Source organism: Paenibacillus rhizoplanae (assembly GCF_042684125.1).
Taxonomy (GTDB): Bacteria; Bacillota; Bacilli; order Paenibacillales; family Paenibacillaceae; genus Paenibacillus_AQ; species Paenibacillus_AQ rhizoplanae.
The window spans coordinates 134,950-151,415 of sequence record NZ_JBHUKY010000022.1 but is presented as its reverse complement, the minus strand read 5'-3'; the positions used below and the strand labels follow the sequence as shown (position 1 = coordinate 151,415).

18 protein-coding genes are annotated in these 16,466 nt (G+C 54.1%); 1 reads left to right on the top strand and 17 read right to left on the bottom strand.

Annotated features, from left to right (window positions below; genetic code table 11):
• Positions 1 to 80: 80 nt before the first annotated feature.
• The 7 genes from ACFSX3_RS12995 to ACFSX3_RS12965 form a co-directional block, all read right to left on the bottom strand.
• Complete coding sequence (locus ACFSX3_RS12995) at positions 81 to 854, bottom strand: cupin domain-containing protein (protein WP_379256722.1); 774 nt, start codon at positions 852 to 854, stop codon at positions 81 to 83.
• 366 nt (positions 855 to 1,220) lie between these two features.
• Complete coding sequence (locus tag ACFSX3_RS12990; protein ID WP_379256723.1) at positions 1,221 to 1,772, bottom strand: YfiT family bacillithiol transferase; 552 nt, start codon at positions 1,770 to 1,772, stop codon at positions 1,221 to 1,223.
• Positions 1,773 to 1,791: 19 nt separating this feature from the next.
• On the bottom strand, positions 1,792 to 2,478 hold the full coding sequence (locus ACFSX3_RS12985; protein ID WP_209992274.1) for an HAD family hydrolase: 687 nt from the start codon (positions 2,476 to 2,478) through the stop codon (positions 1,792 to 1,794).
• A gap of 19 nt (positions 2,479 to 2,497) precedes the next feature.
• Positions 2,498 to 4,123 carry a glycoside hydrolase family 9 protein gene (locus ACFSX3_RS12980; RefSeq protein ID WP_209992275.1) on the bottom strand — a complete coding sequence of 542 codons (1,626 nt, stop codon included), beginning with the start codon at positions 4,121 to 4,123 and terminating at the stop codon, positions 2,498 to 2,500.
• A gap of 58 nt (positions 4,124 to 4,181) precedes the next feature.
• Complete coding sequence (locus tag ACFSX3_RS12975) at positions 4,182 to 4,922, bottom strand: GTP pyrophosphokinase (protein ID WP_209992276.1); 741 nt, start codon at positions 4,920 to 4,922, stop codon at positions 4,182 to 4,184.
• 239 nt (positions 4,923 to 5,161) lie between these two features.
• A complete protein-coding gene (locus ACFSX3_RS12970; protein WP_209992277.1) occupies positions 5,162 to 6,196 on the bottom strand; it encodes an HD-GYP domain-containing protein in 1,035 nt (344 codons plus the stop codon).
• A gap of 155 nt (positions 6,197 to 6,351) precedes the next feature.
• Positions 6,352 to 6,810, bottom strand: a complete 459-nt coding sequence (locus ACFSX3_RS12965; RefSeq protein WP_209992278.1) for a hypothetical protein — start codon at positions 6,808 to 6,810, stop codon at positions 6,352 to 6,354.
• 81 nt (positions 6,811 to 6,891) lie between these two features.
• On the opposite strand from ACFSX3_RS12965, the gene ACFSX3_RS12960 reads away from it, so the two are divergent.
• The gene (locus ACFSX3_RS12960) at positions 6,892 to 7,191 is read left to right on the top strand and encodes a Dabb family protein (protein WP_209992279.1); all 300 of its coding nucleotides are present in this window, start codon (positions 6,892 to 6,894) and stop codon (positions 7,189 to 7,191) included.
• Here the strand turns inward: ACFSX3_RS12960 and lepB are convergent.
• From lepB to ACFSX3_RS12910, 10 genes are read right to left on the bottom strand one after another with little or no spacing between them, the layout of a single operon-like run.
• A complete protein-coding gene (lepB, locus tag ACFSX3_RS12955; RefSeq protein ID WP_076074017.1) occupies positions 7,188 to 7,685 on the bottom strand; it encodes a signal peptidase I in 498 nt (165 codons plus the stop codon). The genes ACFSX3_RS12960 and lepB overlap by 4 nt on opposite strands.
• A 25-nt stretch (positions 7,686 to 7,710) precedes the next feature.
• Entirely contained in the window at positions 7,711 to 8,112 is a 402-nt protein-coding gene (locus tag ACFSX3_RS12950) for a DUF4265 domain-containing protein (protein ID WP_209992280.1), read from the bottom strand.
• 33 nt (positions 8,113 to 8,145) lie between these two features.
• The gene (locus ACFSX3_RS12945) at positions 8,146 to 9,018 is read right to left on the bottom strand and encodes an SDR family oxidoreductase (protein WP_209992281.1); all 873 of its coding nucleotides are present in this window, start codon (positions 9,016 to 9,018) and stop codon (positions 8,146 to 8,148) included.
• Between the two features lie 16 nt (positions 9,019 to 9,034).
• Positions 9,035 to 9,637 (bottom strand): CDP-diacylglycerol--glycerol-3-phosphate 3-phosphatidyltransferase, encoded by a 603-nt coding sequence (gene pgsA, locus ACFSX3_RS12940; protein ID WP_209992282.1) that lies wholly within the window; start codon positions 9,635 to 9,637, stop codon positions 9,035 to 9,037.
• A gap of 34 nt (positions 9,638 to 9,671) precedes the next feature.
• The gene (locus tag ACFSX3_RS12935) at positions 9,672 to 10,817 is read right to left on the bottom strand and encodes a GNAT family N-acetyltransferase (RefSeq protein ID WP_209992283.1); all 1,146 of its coding nucleotides are present in this window, start codon (positions 10,815 to 10,817) and stop codon (positions 9,672 to 9,674) included.
• A complete protein-coding gene (locus tag ACFSX3_RS12930; protein WP_209992284.1) occupies positions 10,814 to 12,130 on the bottom strand; it encodes a F390 synthetase-related protein in 1,317 nt (438 codons plus the stop codon). Before ACFSX3_RS12930 ends, ACFSX3_RS12935 begins: the two co-directional genes overlap by 4 nt.
• Positions 12,127 to 12,981, bottom strand: a complete 855-nt coding sequence (locus ACFSX3_RS12925; protein WP_209992285.1) for an MBL fold metallo-hydrolase — start codon at positions 12,979 to 12,981, stop codon at positions 12,127 to 12,129. Before ACFSX3_RS12925 ends, ACFSX3_RS12930 begins: the two co-directional genes overlap by 4 nt.
• A complete protein-coding gene (locus ACFSX3_RS12920; protein WP_209992286.1) occupies positions 12,978 to 13,970 on the bottom strand; it encodes an NAD-dependent epimerase/dehydratase family protein in 993 nt (330 codons plus the stop codon). Before ACFSX3_RS12920 ends, ACFSX3_RS12925 begins: the two co-directional genes overlap by 4 nt.
• Complete coding sequence (locus ACFSX3_RS12915) at positions 13,967 to 15,184, bottom strand: ATP-grasp domain-containing protein (protein ID WP_209992287.1); 1,218 nt, start codon at positions 15,182 to 15,184, stop codon at positions 13,967 to 13,969. The genes ACFSX3_RS12920 and ACFSX3_RS12915 overlap by 4 nt, the downstream gene beginning before the upstream one ends.
• A complete protein-coding gene (locus ACFSX3_RS12910; protein WP_209992288.1) occupies positions 15,174 to 16,175 on the bottom strand; it encodes a beta-ketoacyl-ACP synthase III in 1,002 nt (333 codons plus the stop codon). The genes ACFSX3_RS12915 and ACFSX3_RS12910 overlap by 11 nt, the downstream gene beginning before the upstream one ends.
• Positions 16,176 to 16,466: the final 291 nt, after the last annotated feature.

Genomic DNA, 16,466 nt, shown 5'->3' with positions numbered 1-16,466 from the left:
GTTCTTATATTTGCAAAAAAAACGGCGGCGTCATTCTGCATTCACAGAATACGCTGCCGTTTGTGCTGTGTGGATTTCTGTTATTCGGTTCCCGCCTCATGTACAGCTTGCGGAGGAGCCGGGACGTATTGCTGCTGGCGGTAGGGCTGGGCATACGGCTGAGCATAATAACCGTGTACCGCCATCGGCTGGTATCCGAAGGATTGCGGAGCCTGCTGCTGATGCATGTAAGGCGGCATGTTCGCATTAGCCATCATCGGCGCCATATTGGCAGGAGCGGGGTAGGTTCCCTTCATATTCTCGGCCGCAGCCTTCGCAGGGGGGCAGCAGTCTGCAGGCGGACCAATGAGGGTCTGAGGCTTCACCGGAGCCAGTGTTTCCTTAACCAGCGCTTCATTGAGGCAGTAGGTATGTGCCAGCACATTGGCCGGAGTTAGACTCAGAATATCCGAGCCGAGGATGACCTCCGGTGTTGGAGCATCGAAGATCGCCAGCAGATGGGTGCAATCCATCGTGGCCACTTCATAATGCCACCAGCCCTGCGGTACATTGGCAACCTGGCCCGGGGTGATCGGAAAATGCAGCAGCTCATTCGTAAACGGGTTGATCAGCGACACCACAGCCGCGCCTGAGATGCAATACACCAGCTCAGCGGCATTTTGATGATAATGCGGCTCGACTACATTGGATCTGCTGAGAAAGATATCGAGCAGCGAGGTATTCTCCAGGGTGTTCAGATTTTTGATGCCCAGTACGTTGATATAATTGCAGTCATCCTTCTTGAACAAGGTGTTGCAATTCATATCAAACGTAAACTGTGTATTCGGCGACGTATAGTCCATATAAGAGGTCACACATATCCGTCCTTTCCTCGGGGCCGTTTTTATCGTTCTGGTTATAAGATATGTATCCGCCCACGCCCAGGTGACAGGTTCATTCTACAATAGATTGTGCGGATGGGCAGTCGCTGGATGGAGCTGCAACCATAAAAGGAGTAACGTCTCACGTGCCCCGCAGCCGCCTATGCTATTGTATGCTGTTTTCCGCATACATTTTGCCCGGAGGCCCCGTATCTGCCCCAATGTATGTGGTTTTCCACATACATTCCAGACTCCTCGTATACTCGCCGGACCTCCACACCCTTTTCCAATCCCAGACAAAATAAAAAGACGGCGGGTACACACCCTCTCCGTCTGTCCATGGTACAACAAAGTTATCATTCACCAGCAGCTTCGCTGGATTAATGCTGTAATCTGCGCAATGTGATGGCGGCTGTGCCAGATGTACCTTTCCACTGCGGTGTCCAGTGTCATTTCACCAAGACCGCCGCTTACGAAGGTCCGGTCATAATCCTCAGGCTGCAAGGAGTCCAGCAAGGTCGCGAATCTCCGGTTAAGCAGTCCGATGAGCTGAAGTGAGGATTCCACCGGTTCGTTGGAAGAATCGCCCAGTTCCGCCCACAGATCCTGTCTGTAGCTTGGAACCAGCGGTGCTTCCTCCGTCAGCCCCCGCTTGAAACGGAGGTACGCGTACATGCCGGTGTCGGCTAGATGATGCACGACCTGAACTACGGTCCAGCCTCCCGGCCGGTATGGCGTATGCTGCTGTTCCGCCGTTAGCGGCTCTACTGCTGCCCGCAGCTCCTCTCCCAACTGCCTAAAGACCGCAACCGATGCTGCCCGCACTTCTGCTGTCCGGTTCCCCTTAGGGGCGAATCTTCCAATCGGGTATTTTAACAATTCCAGCTCCTGCTCTTCCACATCGTCGTTCATTTCGCTCACAGCTCCTTTGTTATTGTTCGCTGGATATCAGCTCATAGGCCTCTTCCAGTGTTCCCGCTGTAACATCCGGCTTGACTTCAAGCTCCCAGGGCTGACCGTTCCGGTTGAGCCAACAGGATTTGATTCCGGCTCTGGCTGCTCCGAGAATATCTGACGCAGAGTCTCCAATGTGGATAATTTGCTCCGGCTCCACCCCATAATGGGCTATCACCTCAGTAAACATACGGTTATGCGTGTCATTTTTATACGACTGATACGTCTCCGAAGTGAACAGCAAGATGGGATAATTCCGGTAGAACTCAGGAAGCATAAGATCATCTGTATCACTTACAATACATACCTGATAATTCCGGCATATGCGCTGTAAGAAGGCCTCGGTGTCAGCGTACATTTCAGACAGCCGGTGCTGAGCAAAGAGGTTATCCACTGCCTGCTCACAATCGTAATCCAAGCCGGACTCCTGGAATACGCTCTGAAACCCTCTGTAATAGATCTCTCTGCTGCTGATAAAAGTACCCGCCTCCCGGGCTTCGCAGGCTGCGGCATAATAACGGCTCAGCAATTGCTTGCCGAGTTGCAGTGCCCTTGCTTCACTGAACGTCTGCTGGAGAATCGGCCTCCAGACCGCTGACCGCCTGCTCTCAATATTCACCAGGGTCTGGAACATATCCAGACTAATCACTTTGAATGACTGCATGGCCCGTCTCCTTATCTGATTAGCAATTGAATCTCGCCGTCACGAACAATGCCGGTGAATTCCAGTAGATCGTTACCTCGTTCGTGGAATAACTGTCCTCGTGATCCGCGTAACACTGGGCTGCGGGTTTGCGCCGCAAATGCTTCTTCACATATTCATCATGCAGTCCCCGGTCCGGGCCGCCAACCACCAGGCCCGGAACCGGCTCAAGCACATGATCGCCCACAGAAGGGCGGTGATGGGGATGCATGACCGCATGTTCGCCGAACCCGCTCACATAGCTGATTCCCAGCACATTGCGGCCCAGCAGGTAATGCAGATGATCCAGAGCACAAGCAGCATATTCCTGTTCCCCGCTGAAATGTTCCGCTGCCAGCAGCAGCATGGCATGGTTCATGACCAGCATATTGCTGCCCCAGATATAATCCTGCTCCAGCAGCGAGATTCTGTAGCCGTCATGACGGCTCTGCCGCAGCAGGCGGTCTGCTTCTGCCAGCAAGCCCTCCCTTAACTCCGCATACAAGGATGGCAGCGTGCCTGCTTCCCCTATGAGCAGGTAAGCCAGTGTGCCATAGCCGCCCATATCCCCCCAGCCGAAGCTGTATTTGGGGAACGGCAGCTTGGCAAGCTCAAGAGCAGCACTGTGGAATTGTTCATCTCCTGTCGTGCGGAATAGCTCCGCCGCTGCCCAAAAGCGCTCGTCACTGTCTACCTTATCGCCATATTCCCCTGTGGTAATCCCTCGCGGATTGGTGAAGCCCGGCACATGCGGATGCGCAGTCAGCCAGCTCCAGGCAGCCCGCGCGGCTTCCAGACACCGCGCCGCATATGCCTCATCGAACGGCTTGTAGATCCGCGCCGCCATAGCCATCACACCGGCGAAGTCCCCGGTAGCAGCTGCAGAGACTGGCGAGAAATACAGCTCCCCAGTATCCTCCTCCGGCATCACATCAAGTCCGGGGAAATGCGCTGTGGTCAGCTTGTGGTAGACTCCGCCGCTGCCGGACTCCTGCATTTTGAATAGCCAGTCCAGCTCCACGGTGCATTCCAGCAGGACATCCAGCAGGCTGCCGTCACTCTCGGGTAGTGTATGTACACCGGCAAACGCCGCAGGATACAGCTCCCAGGCCAGAAGAAGATCCGCTACGGCCTTCGCTCCAGGCCCGGAGTATTTTCCGTAGTCTCCCGCATCGTGCCACCCTCCGCTGCTGTCTTGTCTCAGCCCGGGCTGGCCGATGACCGTACCTTCTGCCAGATGGCAGGCCTTATGCCCCCAGGCTCCCGCATACTCTCCGTCAAGCTCCACGCCGCAGCGGTAGTAATAGAAGGCTTTCAGCAATCCCCGCTGCAGTTTCTGATACGGCTTCTCTGCAATAAAAAATGCAGCGGATTGCTCCCCCTCCGCCCCCTCGATCCGGTACTCCCCGGGTGAGGTAAGCGCCGAGAAATCTCCGCTGCGCACACGGCAGCCGCTGGGCTTATCCTCAATATTAGCCCCGGTCTGTCCGGTGAATACCACATTTCCGCTTGCTATGTCAATTATATGGTAACGTGGGGTGTCCCAGGAGAACAGAGCCAGCTTATCTCCTCCGCTTGAATAACCTGCCTGGTTCACTGCAATGGTACGAAGACGCTTTTCACTCATCCTGTAGTCGCTCCCTTGTTAACTCCTGTATGTATATGTCCTTCTGTCAAACCATCATCTATTCCTTCAACAGCTTAACAAAGTTATCCGGCAGACTGAACTGCTGATTATTAAGAATCATATCCCGCAACTCGGAGAATGGATCTTCGTCCTCCTGCGAATCCTTGATTTCCTTAATTTCACGGTGCAGCCGCTCCATCTGCAGATCGAGTTCGTACGCCTTGTCAGCCGCATTCTTAAGTTCACGTGTCAGATGCTCGGGAACCGCCTGGCTGTATTTATAGAAAATTTTATGCTCCAGGCTGGCCCAGAAATCCATAGCAATCGTGCGGATCTGTACCTCAACACAAACATGCTCCTGACAGTCCGACATGAATACGGGAACCTCGATAAGCAGATGCAGACTCTGATAACCGTTCGGCTTCGGTTTTTTAATATAATCCTTCACCTCAAGCACCTTGAGATCGTCCTGCTTCTGTAGCATAGCGCTGACCTGATAAATATCTGAAATGAACGAACAGGTGATCCGCAGCCCGGCGATGTCCTTAATACTGGATTTGATCTGTGCGAGGGACAGCTCACTGTTCTTGCGCAGCATTTTCTTCATAATGCTCTCCGGGGACTTGATCCGGGACTTGGTGTGCTCAATCGGGCTATAATCGTGTAGCAGCTGGAATTCCTCTTTGAGGATATCAATCTTGGTTTCCATCTCGGCAAGAGCGAACTTGTAAATCATCATAAAGCGGGTAAGCTCATATTTGAGCTGCTTCAATTTCTCTAACTGGTAGTCGGTATGCATCTTCATTTCTCCTTTATGCTGCTGTACAGAATGACTAGAATCTCTATGCAACTCTTCCATCTCTCATTAATCATAGCCAATCTATGGCGTGAACACAAACCTTCCTCCGGTCACAGGGACTCCTGCGCGCAACCTCCTTTCTTCTCTCTGCACACGAAAAAAAGCCAAACCGTCCAAAAGGACAGTCCGGCCGTTAATTAGAAGGGTTCGCTGCGGACAGTGCCTCTTCATCCAGTTATTCAGTTAACTACTTCATCAATGGACAAGCTGCGTTCACGCGACAAATCCCGGAAGCCCTCGCCCACTTTTACGAGCGGCTTAAAGAGGTCCAGCGGGTTATTCATGACGATCATGCCCACTTCGCCGTTGCTCAGCTGCACATTTTTGCCCACGAAGCTGGGCAGTAAATGTCCGGTCAATGCCTGCACCACCGTCTCGTTCAGCTTGCCGAAGCCCATCTCATGCACCTTGCGCAGCACCGTAACCAGCCCCTGCTTGGGACGGTTCGCAGTAGAAGTGGTGAGCGACATATAGATGTTGGCTACCGAAACAATCTGGGCGTACGGATGAATCTCTTTTTTGAGCAGCTGATTCGGATAACCTGAGCCATCCTCATACTCATGATGCTGGAGGGCTACCAGCGCAGTAACCTCGTCCATTTTGGAGCCGCGGATCAGATCATAGCCATAGAAGGTGTGGCGTGCCAGCTCATCCTTCTCGGAATCCGTCAGCAGACCCTGCTTGTTCAGGATCGACAGGGGCACCTGGCTTTTGCCGATATCATGCAGATAGCCCGCACGGCTGATCAGGTAGCGCTCCTCCTTGGAGTAACCCATCCACGCTGCAATGTAATAGGATAATAAGCCCACCTGTAATGAGTGGTGATATGTATCGATGTCATCCCGGTCCAGCAGGAGCAGCAGGGAGACAACATCCTTTTGCCCTTCCAAGGTCTCCAATAGCGGCTTCAGTGTATCATCGACTGCCGGCTGCGAGAAGCTACCCTTCGTCAAGGCTTCCAGAAAAATCGCTTCATAATTCAAAATAGCGAGATCAAAATCATCGTGCAGCCCGTGGCTGGGCGCAGGTTCGGAATCCGTATGCAGCCCGCTGCGCGGCTCGATATCGACATAATCAATTTTGTGCCGGATCAGGATACTAATCTCTTCCCGCTCCACACGTGTCCCCTTGGGGAGAACATGCAGACCTACACCATTGAAAGTGTCTGCCATTAGACAATCACCGTGCTTCAGATCCGTGACATGTACTTTCAAGTACCAGCACCCCTTTTGTATTTATAGAAATATTCCGTTATGCTCCACTTGATCATAGTCAACAGACGGTAAAGTAACAATCCGGTGAAAGTCACAAACTCCCCGTAATCTAGTGCTATAGAATCCCTGTCTTTAGACGCCTTTCCATATTCTGTTCAGAGCCATCTGACAAATCTCTTGTATTTTAGCCTAATTTCGTTCTCTTCTGCCCAGTACATTAGTCTCTTCCTCACCGCTGCTGTGTCTTCTGTGAACCTGAAGCAGAGATTAACCGGGACAATCCGTTTGCCTGCAGGCAATATTCCTACTAGCGGACCATCTATGTAAATGACCTTAATCCCTGACGCGGAGATGCGCTCTTTGCGAATAATAAGCGAATCTGTCCCCCATTGAAGCTGCCCTTCCTTCCGCAGGGCGTTGATAAGAATGAAGATGCAGGTCACGATACTGAGTCCAATCCATACCAGCATGATGTAGTATAAATAGAAATTTCTATCCCGGTCGAGGTTAGGGGGCAGTGTCAGAATAATTATGGGAAGCAACACCCCTATCAAGGTTTTAACAGGATTAGGCGCTTTGATTCGGTCGGTTATGGCTAGGGAATCTCCGGTCAACTTGTTCAACCTCCATCCGTCCAATTTGTAGTATAATCGCTAATGCAGTCCAACACTTTGTCCAAGGGGGATCAATCCATTATGTATGAGCATCTCGTCGTCTTCCGCTTCAATGAGCAATTCGAACCAAGCCAAGAGCAAGCCCTGTTACAAGCACTGCTGGCGCTGAAAAAGCAAATCCCCGGCATCATTGACCTTACAGCAGGCATTAATGTAACCGAGGAGCAGGAGAATGTCCACGGCTATACGCTGGGTCTCCGCGTGACCTTTCAGAATAAGGAAGCCCTGCGTGAGTACGGGCCGCATCCGGCCCATCAGAAGTTCGTGTCCATGCTGGAGGGAATCCTGGAGAACGTTGTGGTGGTAGACTACCCGATTTAGAACAACTGGTTCACATCGAACAGTACCTTGCCGATCAGCGCATCCTTGTCTACGAACGGAGTCTCCCATAAGTGAGCGTCATAGCTGACATTACGGTTATCGCCCAGGAAAAAATAATGGTCTGCGGGAACGGTGACCGGCCCGAAGGTATAGGTCATCGCTTCCTGGAGATACGGCTCGGCAATAGCCTCATGGTTGCGGTACAGCTTGCCCTCCTTGATCTCAATCACATCGCCCGGCAGTCCAATCAGCCGTTTTACATATCTTTTATGCGCATCTTCGGCGACCGGCGGATGGAACACCACGATATCGCCATGCTTCAGCGAGGTATTCCAGAGCATTTTGTCCACCACAAGCCGGTCGTTAATCGCTATAGTCGGAATCATCGAGCCGGTAGGCACACGCATAGCTTCTGCTACGTAGGTACGAATAAATAAGGATAGAATAATGCCAATGGCAATACTCGGCACCCACTGCTTCAAGAATTTCTTCAACTTCCTTCACCTCAGATTCGTATAATTAGCCTTCAAAATGCTCAATAATCCGCGACATTTCCAGCTCCGCGTCTACTGGAGAGTGCTTCGGCAGATAAATCACCAGCAGTCCGCCGAAGATCTGCTCCCACCTACCCCCATGCTCTGTAACCCGCTCCGTGAAGCTGCGGATCTCGCCGGAAGCCGCCGCCTCTTTACTGAGCAGCCAGGCATACCGGACAAGCCCGGACTTCTTCACCGTCTCAATGTAATACGCGATCCCCTCACGCTCACTCACTCGGATAATATCGCCAAGCGCAATCCCCGGGTTAAAAATCGGCGTCTCCTCAATCCGGTAAATATCCTTATCGACCCGGGTCACATCCAGCACCTCAATCTCCCGGCCTTGCTCATCAAAGCATATATGTAATCCTACCGTTCCCGGCAAAAGCATCCACCCCAATTCTGTTCTGTCATGCTATCATTTCATCGCCCGAAGTGACCTCGAAATGATGCCCTCGAGCACCTTCCAAGGAAGCAGGGCCTTGCCGATCATCAGCACCCGCGAGCCCCGGCCAACAGGATAGCGGAGCTTCGGCGCACGCAAGGCAGTGATCCGTCCAATCAGGTCAGCCACCTCCTGCGGATCGGGAGCCGTCTCGGACGCCCGCCGGGAGTATCGCAGTACCTCCTCAAGCCTGGTGTGATAGGGGGAGCCTTCATTTGTGTGCATTCCCGTAATCCCTTTGTCCCAAATGGGGGTACGGAAGGATCCCGGTTCAACCAGTACAACGCGGACGCCAAAAGAGAGCATCTCCTGACGCAGGCTCTCGCTGAACCCCTCCACCGCAAACTTGGAGGCGGCATACGGACCATAGCCCGGGAATCCGCTCAAGCCGCTGACACTGCTCACATTAATAATCAGGCCGCTGCGCTGGACCCGCATTAGAGGAAGCACCGCCTTCGTTACGGCAACCAGTCCGAAAAAGTTAGTCTCCATCTGCCCTCGCCATGCCTCCATGCTGACCTCTTCCACGAATCCGCCTACGGCGAAGCCAGCGTTGTTCACCAGCACATCAATTCTGCCGGCGAGCTCAAGACTAGCCTGAACGGCAGACGCAATCGAAGCTTCGTCCGTCACATCCAGTGCCAGCAGATGAATACGCTCCCGCACCCCCGCTTGCTCAGCCTGCTGAACCAGCTCCTTGCTGCGGCCAAGATCACGCATGGTGGCAATGACCCGGTACCCTCTGCGGGCCAGCGTGATTGCGGTGAGCAGCCCGAATCCGCTGGAGGTCCCGGTAATCAGCGCAACCGGCTCATGCCCCTGGGGCAGGCCTAAATTAGTGTTCATGGGGCACCTCTTTTTATTATTGATGTGATGTATGAGCTTCCAATTGCAGCAGCTGATAATTGTTCTTAATGTAGTTGTAACCCGAGTATACAGTAAGGACTAACGCACCATACATCAGGGTTAGGTCAACAGGGAAAGAAGTGAACAGGCTGAAGGGCGCATTATTCAAAAGTATTGCCGAGATAGCAGCAACTTGCAGCACCATTTTCCATTTGCCGTATTTATCGGCTGCCAAAGCTACCTTCTGCGCTGAGGCGGCGATACGGACACCCATCATTATAACTTCCCTCGCCAATATTAAAAAAGCAATCCAAGATGGGATCATGTGCAGACTCACCATTAGAATCAGCGCGGCGGCAACAAGCAGCTTATCTGCCAACGGATCAAGCAGTTTTCCTAAATTGGTAGTCTGGTTATATTTTCGTGCTACATACCCGTCCAGCTTATCTGTTATTGAAGCCACAATAAAAACTAAGGCTGCATAAAAAACACCATGTACCTCTAAATATGCCAGAATCGGGAATTGGTTGACCCATGCTTCCGGGTAAATGGGAAAAAGCGCAATGAACAGCGGAATCAGCAATATCCTGAACAAGGTAATACGGTTAGCTAAATTCATCCTCTGCCTCCTGTCTCACTTTCATTGTTCCGGCCTACAGCTTCAGCTTCTGAATAAGCGGCATGCCGATCCGCCGGAGCAGCAGCTCCAGGATGGACCAGCCGCAGCGGTTCAGCAGAGAGGTCCCCCGGTCATACACCGCTGAATATTCAGTGGCTCCAGACGCTCCCCGGTTGCGCTTGAACTGGCCGACGCCGGAGCTCTCGTGCAGTAATAGTTCCCTGCTGCCTGCAAGCCCGATCAGTACAGCGGACAGCATACGGTAGAGTCCTAAGGACTGAGGCAGACTTGTGTCATAACCGAATAATGGCGCCGTCATCGCGCCTTCCCGCTCATAGAAGCCAAGCACCGCATCCAGCCTTCCCTCCTTGCGCAGCCCGTAGATCTGCAAGGTTCTCCGTTCCAACGCAAGAGCAATATAGGCTTCGGTGAACTGCGGATTATAGGCCGAATATTTATCGATATACAGCAGTCTGTACAGCTCCACGATCCGGGGAATGTCTTCCTGCGTGATCTCCTCCGGGCCAACCTCAGTATAGCCGTGCTTTGCCAGCAGATTCCTGTCGCGTTTGACCAGCCATCTGGCCTTCGAGCCGGAGGTATTCGGGTGCAGCAGGTAGATCTGCCGGCTTGGAACGAGCTTGCAGCCATACTCCTGCAGTCTGGCAACGAGTTCTCCCGAGGTCTCCCGGCTAAGCGAACGATACATTAAGGTATAACCCGGATAAGTCTGCCGGAGGTAATCGAGTATCGCCGTCAGCTGTTCCGCACTTAAGTCGGGATACAGATTGGTGGACAGCAGCCAGTTATTCACCTGAACCACCCGGTTGAACCGTGCTTGTCGCAACATCCGGCCCATCCCTGAGAGCATTAGCGACAGGAGTCGCTCAAACATCCGGTTATTAAGCAGAGCTAACTCCTCACGCGCATAGCTGACATAATGGGTATAGGGTGAGCATACATAGGAATTGTCATAGTCTGCTTCGTTGACAGTAATCGGAACGGGCAGCCCATCGATGGTCAGCACCTTAACAGTTGTACTCACATTATCGATAAAAGGTTGCGCTCCCCGCTCCAGCAGCGGTATAAGATACTCCCGGGCATACCGCCCATATTCCGTATCCGGCCAGTCCAGCCCCGCAACAGAATCGCGGTCATACTGCGTTACCCGCTTCTTCACGGCTTCCAGCCCCTCTCCACACGGCGCAGCTTCACAGTTCCGGGCACGAAGCTGTAAGCGGTAAAAGTCAGGTGCGGAGTGTTACAAGACAGCCTGGCGAACAAGCGCATCAGTTCTGCTGTAATCTGCTGCTCCGTGCCTTGATCGGTGCCGCTCCGTGTACGATAGGAGATCTCCAGCTCAGTCAGGCTGTGCTGGATAACCCTGTAATGCTCAATATCTGCGGAAGCCGTCAGCACAGCCCGGGTAACGAAATCAGGGAATACCGTAACGTGCGTGCTGTCTGCCGCATGGGGCAGATACAGAATATCATCGCAGCGTCCTTCGATCTGCTCAATGGCCGTGAACAGCGAACCGCAGGGACACGGCTCTGCCGCTTCGGTCAGAATATCATTCAGCCGGTAGCGGACGATGGGCTGCACACTTCTGGAGAAATCGGTCACGATGGGCACGAACCGGCGTGATTTTTCATCCAGCATTTCTTTTTCGATATGTACAATATCTTCATTGAGATGCAGCGTCCCGTGACTGCAGGTCGCACCGAGGAAGCCTTCCGTACACTGATAAGCCTGATGCACCTTCTGCCTGAAAGTCTGCTCAATCTGCTGCCGGTCGAGCGGGTCCAGCACTTCCGCAACCGCAATGATCCGGCGGGGATGCAGATTCATATCGCCTGATTGCTGTGCCTCAGCCAGCAGACGCAGCATGGACGGCGGTGCAATCCAGATATCCGGCTGGTACTCCTTCATACGGGTCAAGAGCTGGGGAAGCGGCTCCAGCAGATCGAAATACCGGAACTGCAGCCGTCCCTGCTTCACAGATTCATACAAATTACTATTCGCCCGCAGAAAAAATGCAATGCTCGCCCGCTTCCACAGTCCACCCGGCAAAAGCTTCGCCAGCACCGTACCGGTCCAGGCAGCCTGCTCTTCTTCTCCAACGAGAAAAATCCCCCGGTTGCCGGAGGTTCCTGAGGATAACCCGACGGTGACGCCTTGCAGCATAGGCTTGAAGTTCCTGCTGTTCTCCGCTTCATAGGCTTCTGCAAAAGCCTGCTCCTTCGTAATGCCCGCTGTATTAAGCTGATCGAAATTCCCCATCATCTCCGGCTTCCCGATCACCGGGAAACTCCGCCAATCCTTGGACGGAATGCCTGCCCACAGCTCCCTGTAGAACTTCGAGCGCTGCCTCACCTTATCTACATGAAGCCGGATACGCTTCTCCTGCCACTGCTCGAGTGCTGCCCGGTTCTTCCAGCGCCTGCCCCACTTGGTGAGAATATAATGGGTGAGCACCTGCCTGATCCGCTTCATGTCACACTTCCCGTTCCCCAGTGCGCAAGCGCCTCGCGGCAATGGCTGGGTACAATCCGAAGCTTGGGAAATTGTTCATGCAGCTGGCGCAGCCGCTCGAAATTGCGGTGGTATTCTGTGCGGCTGGACATGATTAAGCCTGCTGCCAGGTGCGGCTTACGGTTCTCCCGGAACGCCCGGCTCGACCAGACCGTATCTGCGCAGAGCAGATAATCATGCTCGCCGGTGGAGACGAATACGCCGATCATCCCGGCGGCATGGCCTGACAGCTCCACCGCCAGCAGGCTGCCGTCTCCAAGCAAATCATAGGCTTCCGAGAACGGAAGGCCTTGCGGCAGCGCACGCTTCGCTGAGGCTTCATCCACAGGGATGGAGCGGAGTCTGAAATCCTCCGGCAGCAGCCCTGGCAGGAATCCCGCCTTCGTCGCCCGCACCGGACCCAGCCCGCTTACGGCATCGTAAGATTTCTGCAAATAGATATACTGCGCCTGCGGGAAATCCCGTACCCCGCCGATATGATCGGCATGAAAATGCGACAGCACCACATACCGCACCTCCTCCGGCGAGATCCCCCCTGCCTGCAGCCGCCGCACTGCACTCTCTTCCTCTCTATAGACAACCGGAGTGATCTTGCGGTATAGAGAGGCTGGCAGACTTGCTGTCTCCTGGAAGAAACGCGCACTGTAGCCCGTATCGAACAGGATGGGTCCGTATTCCGGATGCCGGATCAGCGCATAACCTGCCGGGAAGGCAACCGGCTTCAGTGTGCCTCCACGCAGCGTCAGCCGCTCGGGATGCAGGCAATAGCCCGCAGACAGTATAGATAATTCAACTGGAATTTCTGTAATCATTGCTGTTCCCTCCACCATTCTGCAAAGGCACGAAGTCCCTCGTCTGTTGTTATACGCGGTTGATAACCCAGCTGCTCGCGGGCCAGTGTAATATCCAGTGTCTGGGAGATGCCGAGTGCGGCTGCAGAATAACGGGTCAGCAGCGGCTCACCCGGAATAGGCAGCACCTTGTAGATCCCCTCCATTAAGGCCGCTGCGGTATAAGCTACCGGGTAGGGCAAACGCCGGGTGTGCAGCGGAAGCCCAAGCAGTAAGAATAGCCGGGTGACCAGCTCTTCGAACCTTAGCGGCTCACCATTAGTAATATTGTAGACGCTGCCGGAAGCAGAGACCGGGGCTTCACAGCAGAGCAGCATGGCATCGACTACATTCTCTACGCAGGTGAGATCAAGCTTGGCCTGTCCGCCATTCATCAGCGGCACCCCCTTGCTCTCATTCGCTGCCAGCAGCCGGGGGAACAAAGCGTTGTCCATCGGGCCGAATATGGCTCTGGGCCGGAGCATGAAGGCGGTAAGCCCTTCTCTCGCTGCCTGCCGGACTACCTGCTCGGCGATCAGCTTTGTTGCGGCATAAGCATTGGCCGGCCGCCCGGGAAGCGGATCACTCTCCCGGATGCCGAAGCGGGGCCGCTGGCTGGAATACACACTGGGCGTGGAGATATGAACCAGCCTTCCTACGCCATGCCTTTTGCACCCTTCTACGATATGGCTTGTAGCCTCCACATTGCATGTATAGAACTCCTTGTACTTCCCCCAGGGTGACGACAAGGCTGCACAATGGAACACCACATCCATTCCCCGGCAAAAGCTATTGGCAGTCTCCGGATCACGCAGATCCCCGGACAGGAACACTGCACCTTCCTGCTCCAGCTGCTTTCCCTGCTCCGGGTTGCGTCCCTGCGCGTAGACCTCCCAGCCCATCCGGGCCAGCCTCCGGGCAGTATGCCGTCCAAGAAATCCGGTTGCACCTGTTACGAGCGCTTTGGTCATGCCTCACCATTCCATTCTATATCTTCAGTTAATGCCTCTGTAATCGAGATGCGGTGCCGCCTGGATGTCTTCCAGGCGGCGTATACTATGCGGAACTGCTCGCGGGCAGGGCGGCGGTCATCCTTGCGGTAGACCACATCTGCTGCTCCAAGCAGCGCTTGCCGCCAGCTGCGGAGGCCCCCGGTTCCCGGCTTCAGCCCGCAGCCCAGCATGGGCAGCGTCAGCATGGCCGTGCGGGCTGAACGCGGAACAATAATTGTTCCGCTCTGCACGAGCAGGCCGGGATTCAGCAGAGCCTCCGTCAGTCCGTCCTCCGACGAGAACAGATGAATACCGCTTGTTGCGCGCGGATTGCATTCAATCGGATACAGCGTCCCATTCTCCGGTTCGATGAAATCGAATCCGATCTGGCCGCTGAAGCCGGTTGCTGCGGCGAACCGCTGTACCCATTCCAGAGCCGCAGGATGCTCCAGGGATTCAAAATACACGCTGGCCCCGCTGCGCCCCGTCCTGTACCTGCTGTCATAAGCGGCATGCGCCACAACTGTGCCTTCGTGAATAATACTGTACGTACAAACAGCTCTGCCTTGAATGTACTCCTGGGATACCCAGGGAGCCCCGGCCGATAGTCCGGCTGGAGGCTCTACTTCCTTCGTAACGCGACTATGCGGGATGGTTGAAGCGGATCTTTTATCCGGGAGAATGACTTTAGAGGCAAAACGGGAATATGCAGGCTTGTAGACCCGCTGCTCCCCCTTGTCAGCTGCCTGCTTGACAGCTCTCCGCCATTCTTCTGTACTGCTGATCAGCACCGTGTCCGGGACCTTGAATCCGAGCGAACGGAGCAGGATCATGAACTCCCCTTTATGGTGCAGCCCGGCCAGAATACTTCGTTCTGGCGTAAGCACGCAGCACCCCGTCAGATGCTCAAGACCGGCAGAGACATAGAATATCTCCTCACAGGTCGGAATCAGGCAGTGGATGCCCAATTCTTCCGTTAACGCTGCCAGCCGCTGGACATAAGCCTGCGGGTGGTGCCTTGGGGCAGGCACCCGGAAGCTGGCCTCAACGGCAGAGGATACCCGGCACAGATGATACTCAGCACTTTCCGCCACATATACCCGGTGGCCCGCCGCTTTGAACAGCCTCGCCAGTTCCAGAGCCACCGGGGCGCGTCCGCCGGTAATCAGAATATGCCGGGCCTCAGTAATCAATAATCATGCCTCCCAGAGACAGCCCTGCCGCTGTACCGATCAGCATGATCCGGTCTCCGCGCGATATCCGGCCCTGACGGATCGCTTCATGCAGCCCCATCGGGATGGACGCGGCAATCGTATTGCCATGGCCTGCAGTGTTGTCGAGGAAGCGGTCCTCGGCAATACCCAGCTTTTTACGCAGGAGACGCATCGCCATTGCACTGCCCTGATGGGGAATGACCAGCGTGAAGTCGTCCATCTTATTGTCTGTGGCACTCAGCATATCAGCAATGAAATCCGGAAGCAGCTTGGACGCTTTGCGGAATATAGCCTGTCCATCCATATGGAACAGATAAGGCAGCGCATCCTCGGCTGTATAATTCTGGGGATGGAGTCTGGTCCCGCCCCCGGCAATCTCCGAATAACGCGCACCGCTGCTATAGGTTTTGAGCGAGGCATGAAGTATCCGCGAGGAATCACCGGTCTCCCCAGGCCCGATCACCACCGCTGCCGCTCCGTCACCGAACAAGGCTGAGCTCTCCTTATCCTGCCAGTTCAGCCCCACCGAGGCAATCTCAGTGGCCACCAGCAGCACATTTTTATATCTGCCCGCTTCCACCATGTAGGACATCACATCAAGCCCTACAAGAAAGCTGAGACAAGTCGCATCGATATCAAAAGCCGGCACACCGGAATCCGCCTGACCCATTGCCTGCTGAATGAACACGGCGGTACTCGGCAGCGGCTGCTCCTTGGTTCCGCTTGTACACACCAGACAATCGACCTCGCTGAAGCTGAGGCCTGCATCAGCGAGAGCTGCTTCAGCGGCTCTTGCGCCCATGAAGGAGGCGGTTTCATCTGTATTGGCATAATGGCGGGTGCCGACGCCGGTGATTTTGTTCACCCAGCCCGGTGTTGTGCCAAGGATCTGATCAAGCTCTGCATCACTAACTACACGCTCCGGCAAATATTTGCCTGTTCCTTTTATTTTCACATGTCTAAGCTGCATAATGCATCTCCCATTCCTGTGAGTACCAAGATGTCGAACTTTATATAATATTGTAAACTACAGATACATTCTACTAGATTTTCCGGCAGAGTCATATACAAAAAGAAGATAAAATTCCCATTTCACGAACTGGCGTTCTTAAAAACACTTGACTCCCGCAGGTTCACGGGGTTATAGTAAATGCACAATAGCACACGTTAAGCGGGAGAAGCACCTCGCAGGACAGGCAGTTCATGCCTTTCTTGGAGGTGCTTCTTTGTGTCTATTGCCAAATGAACAATCAGAGGAGCT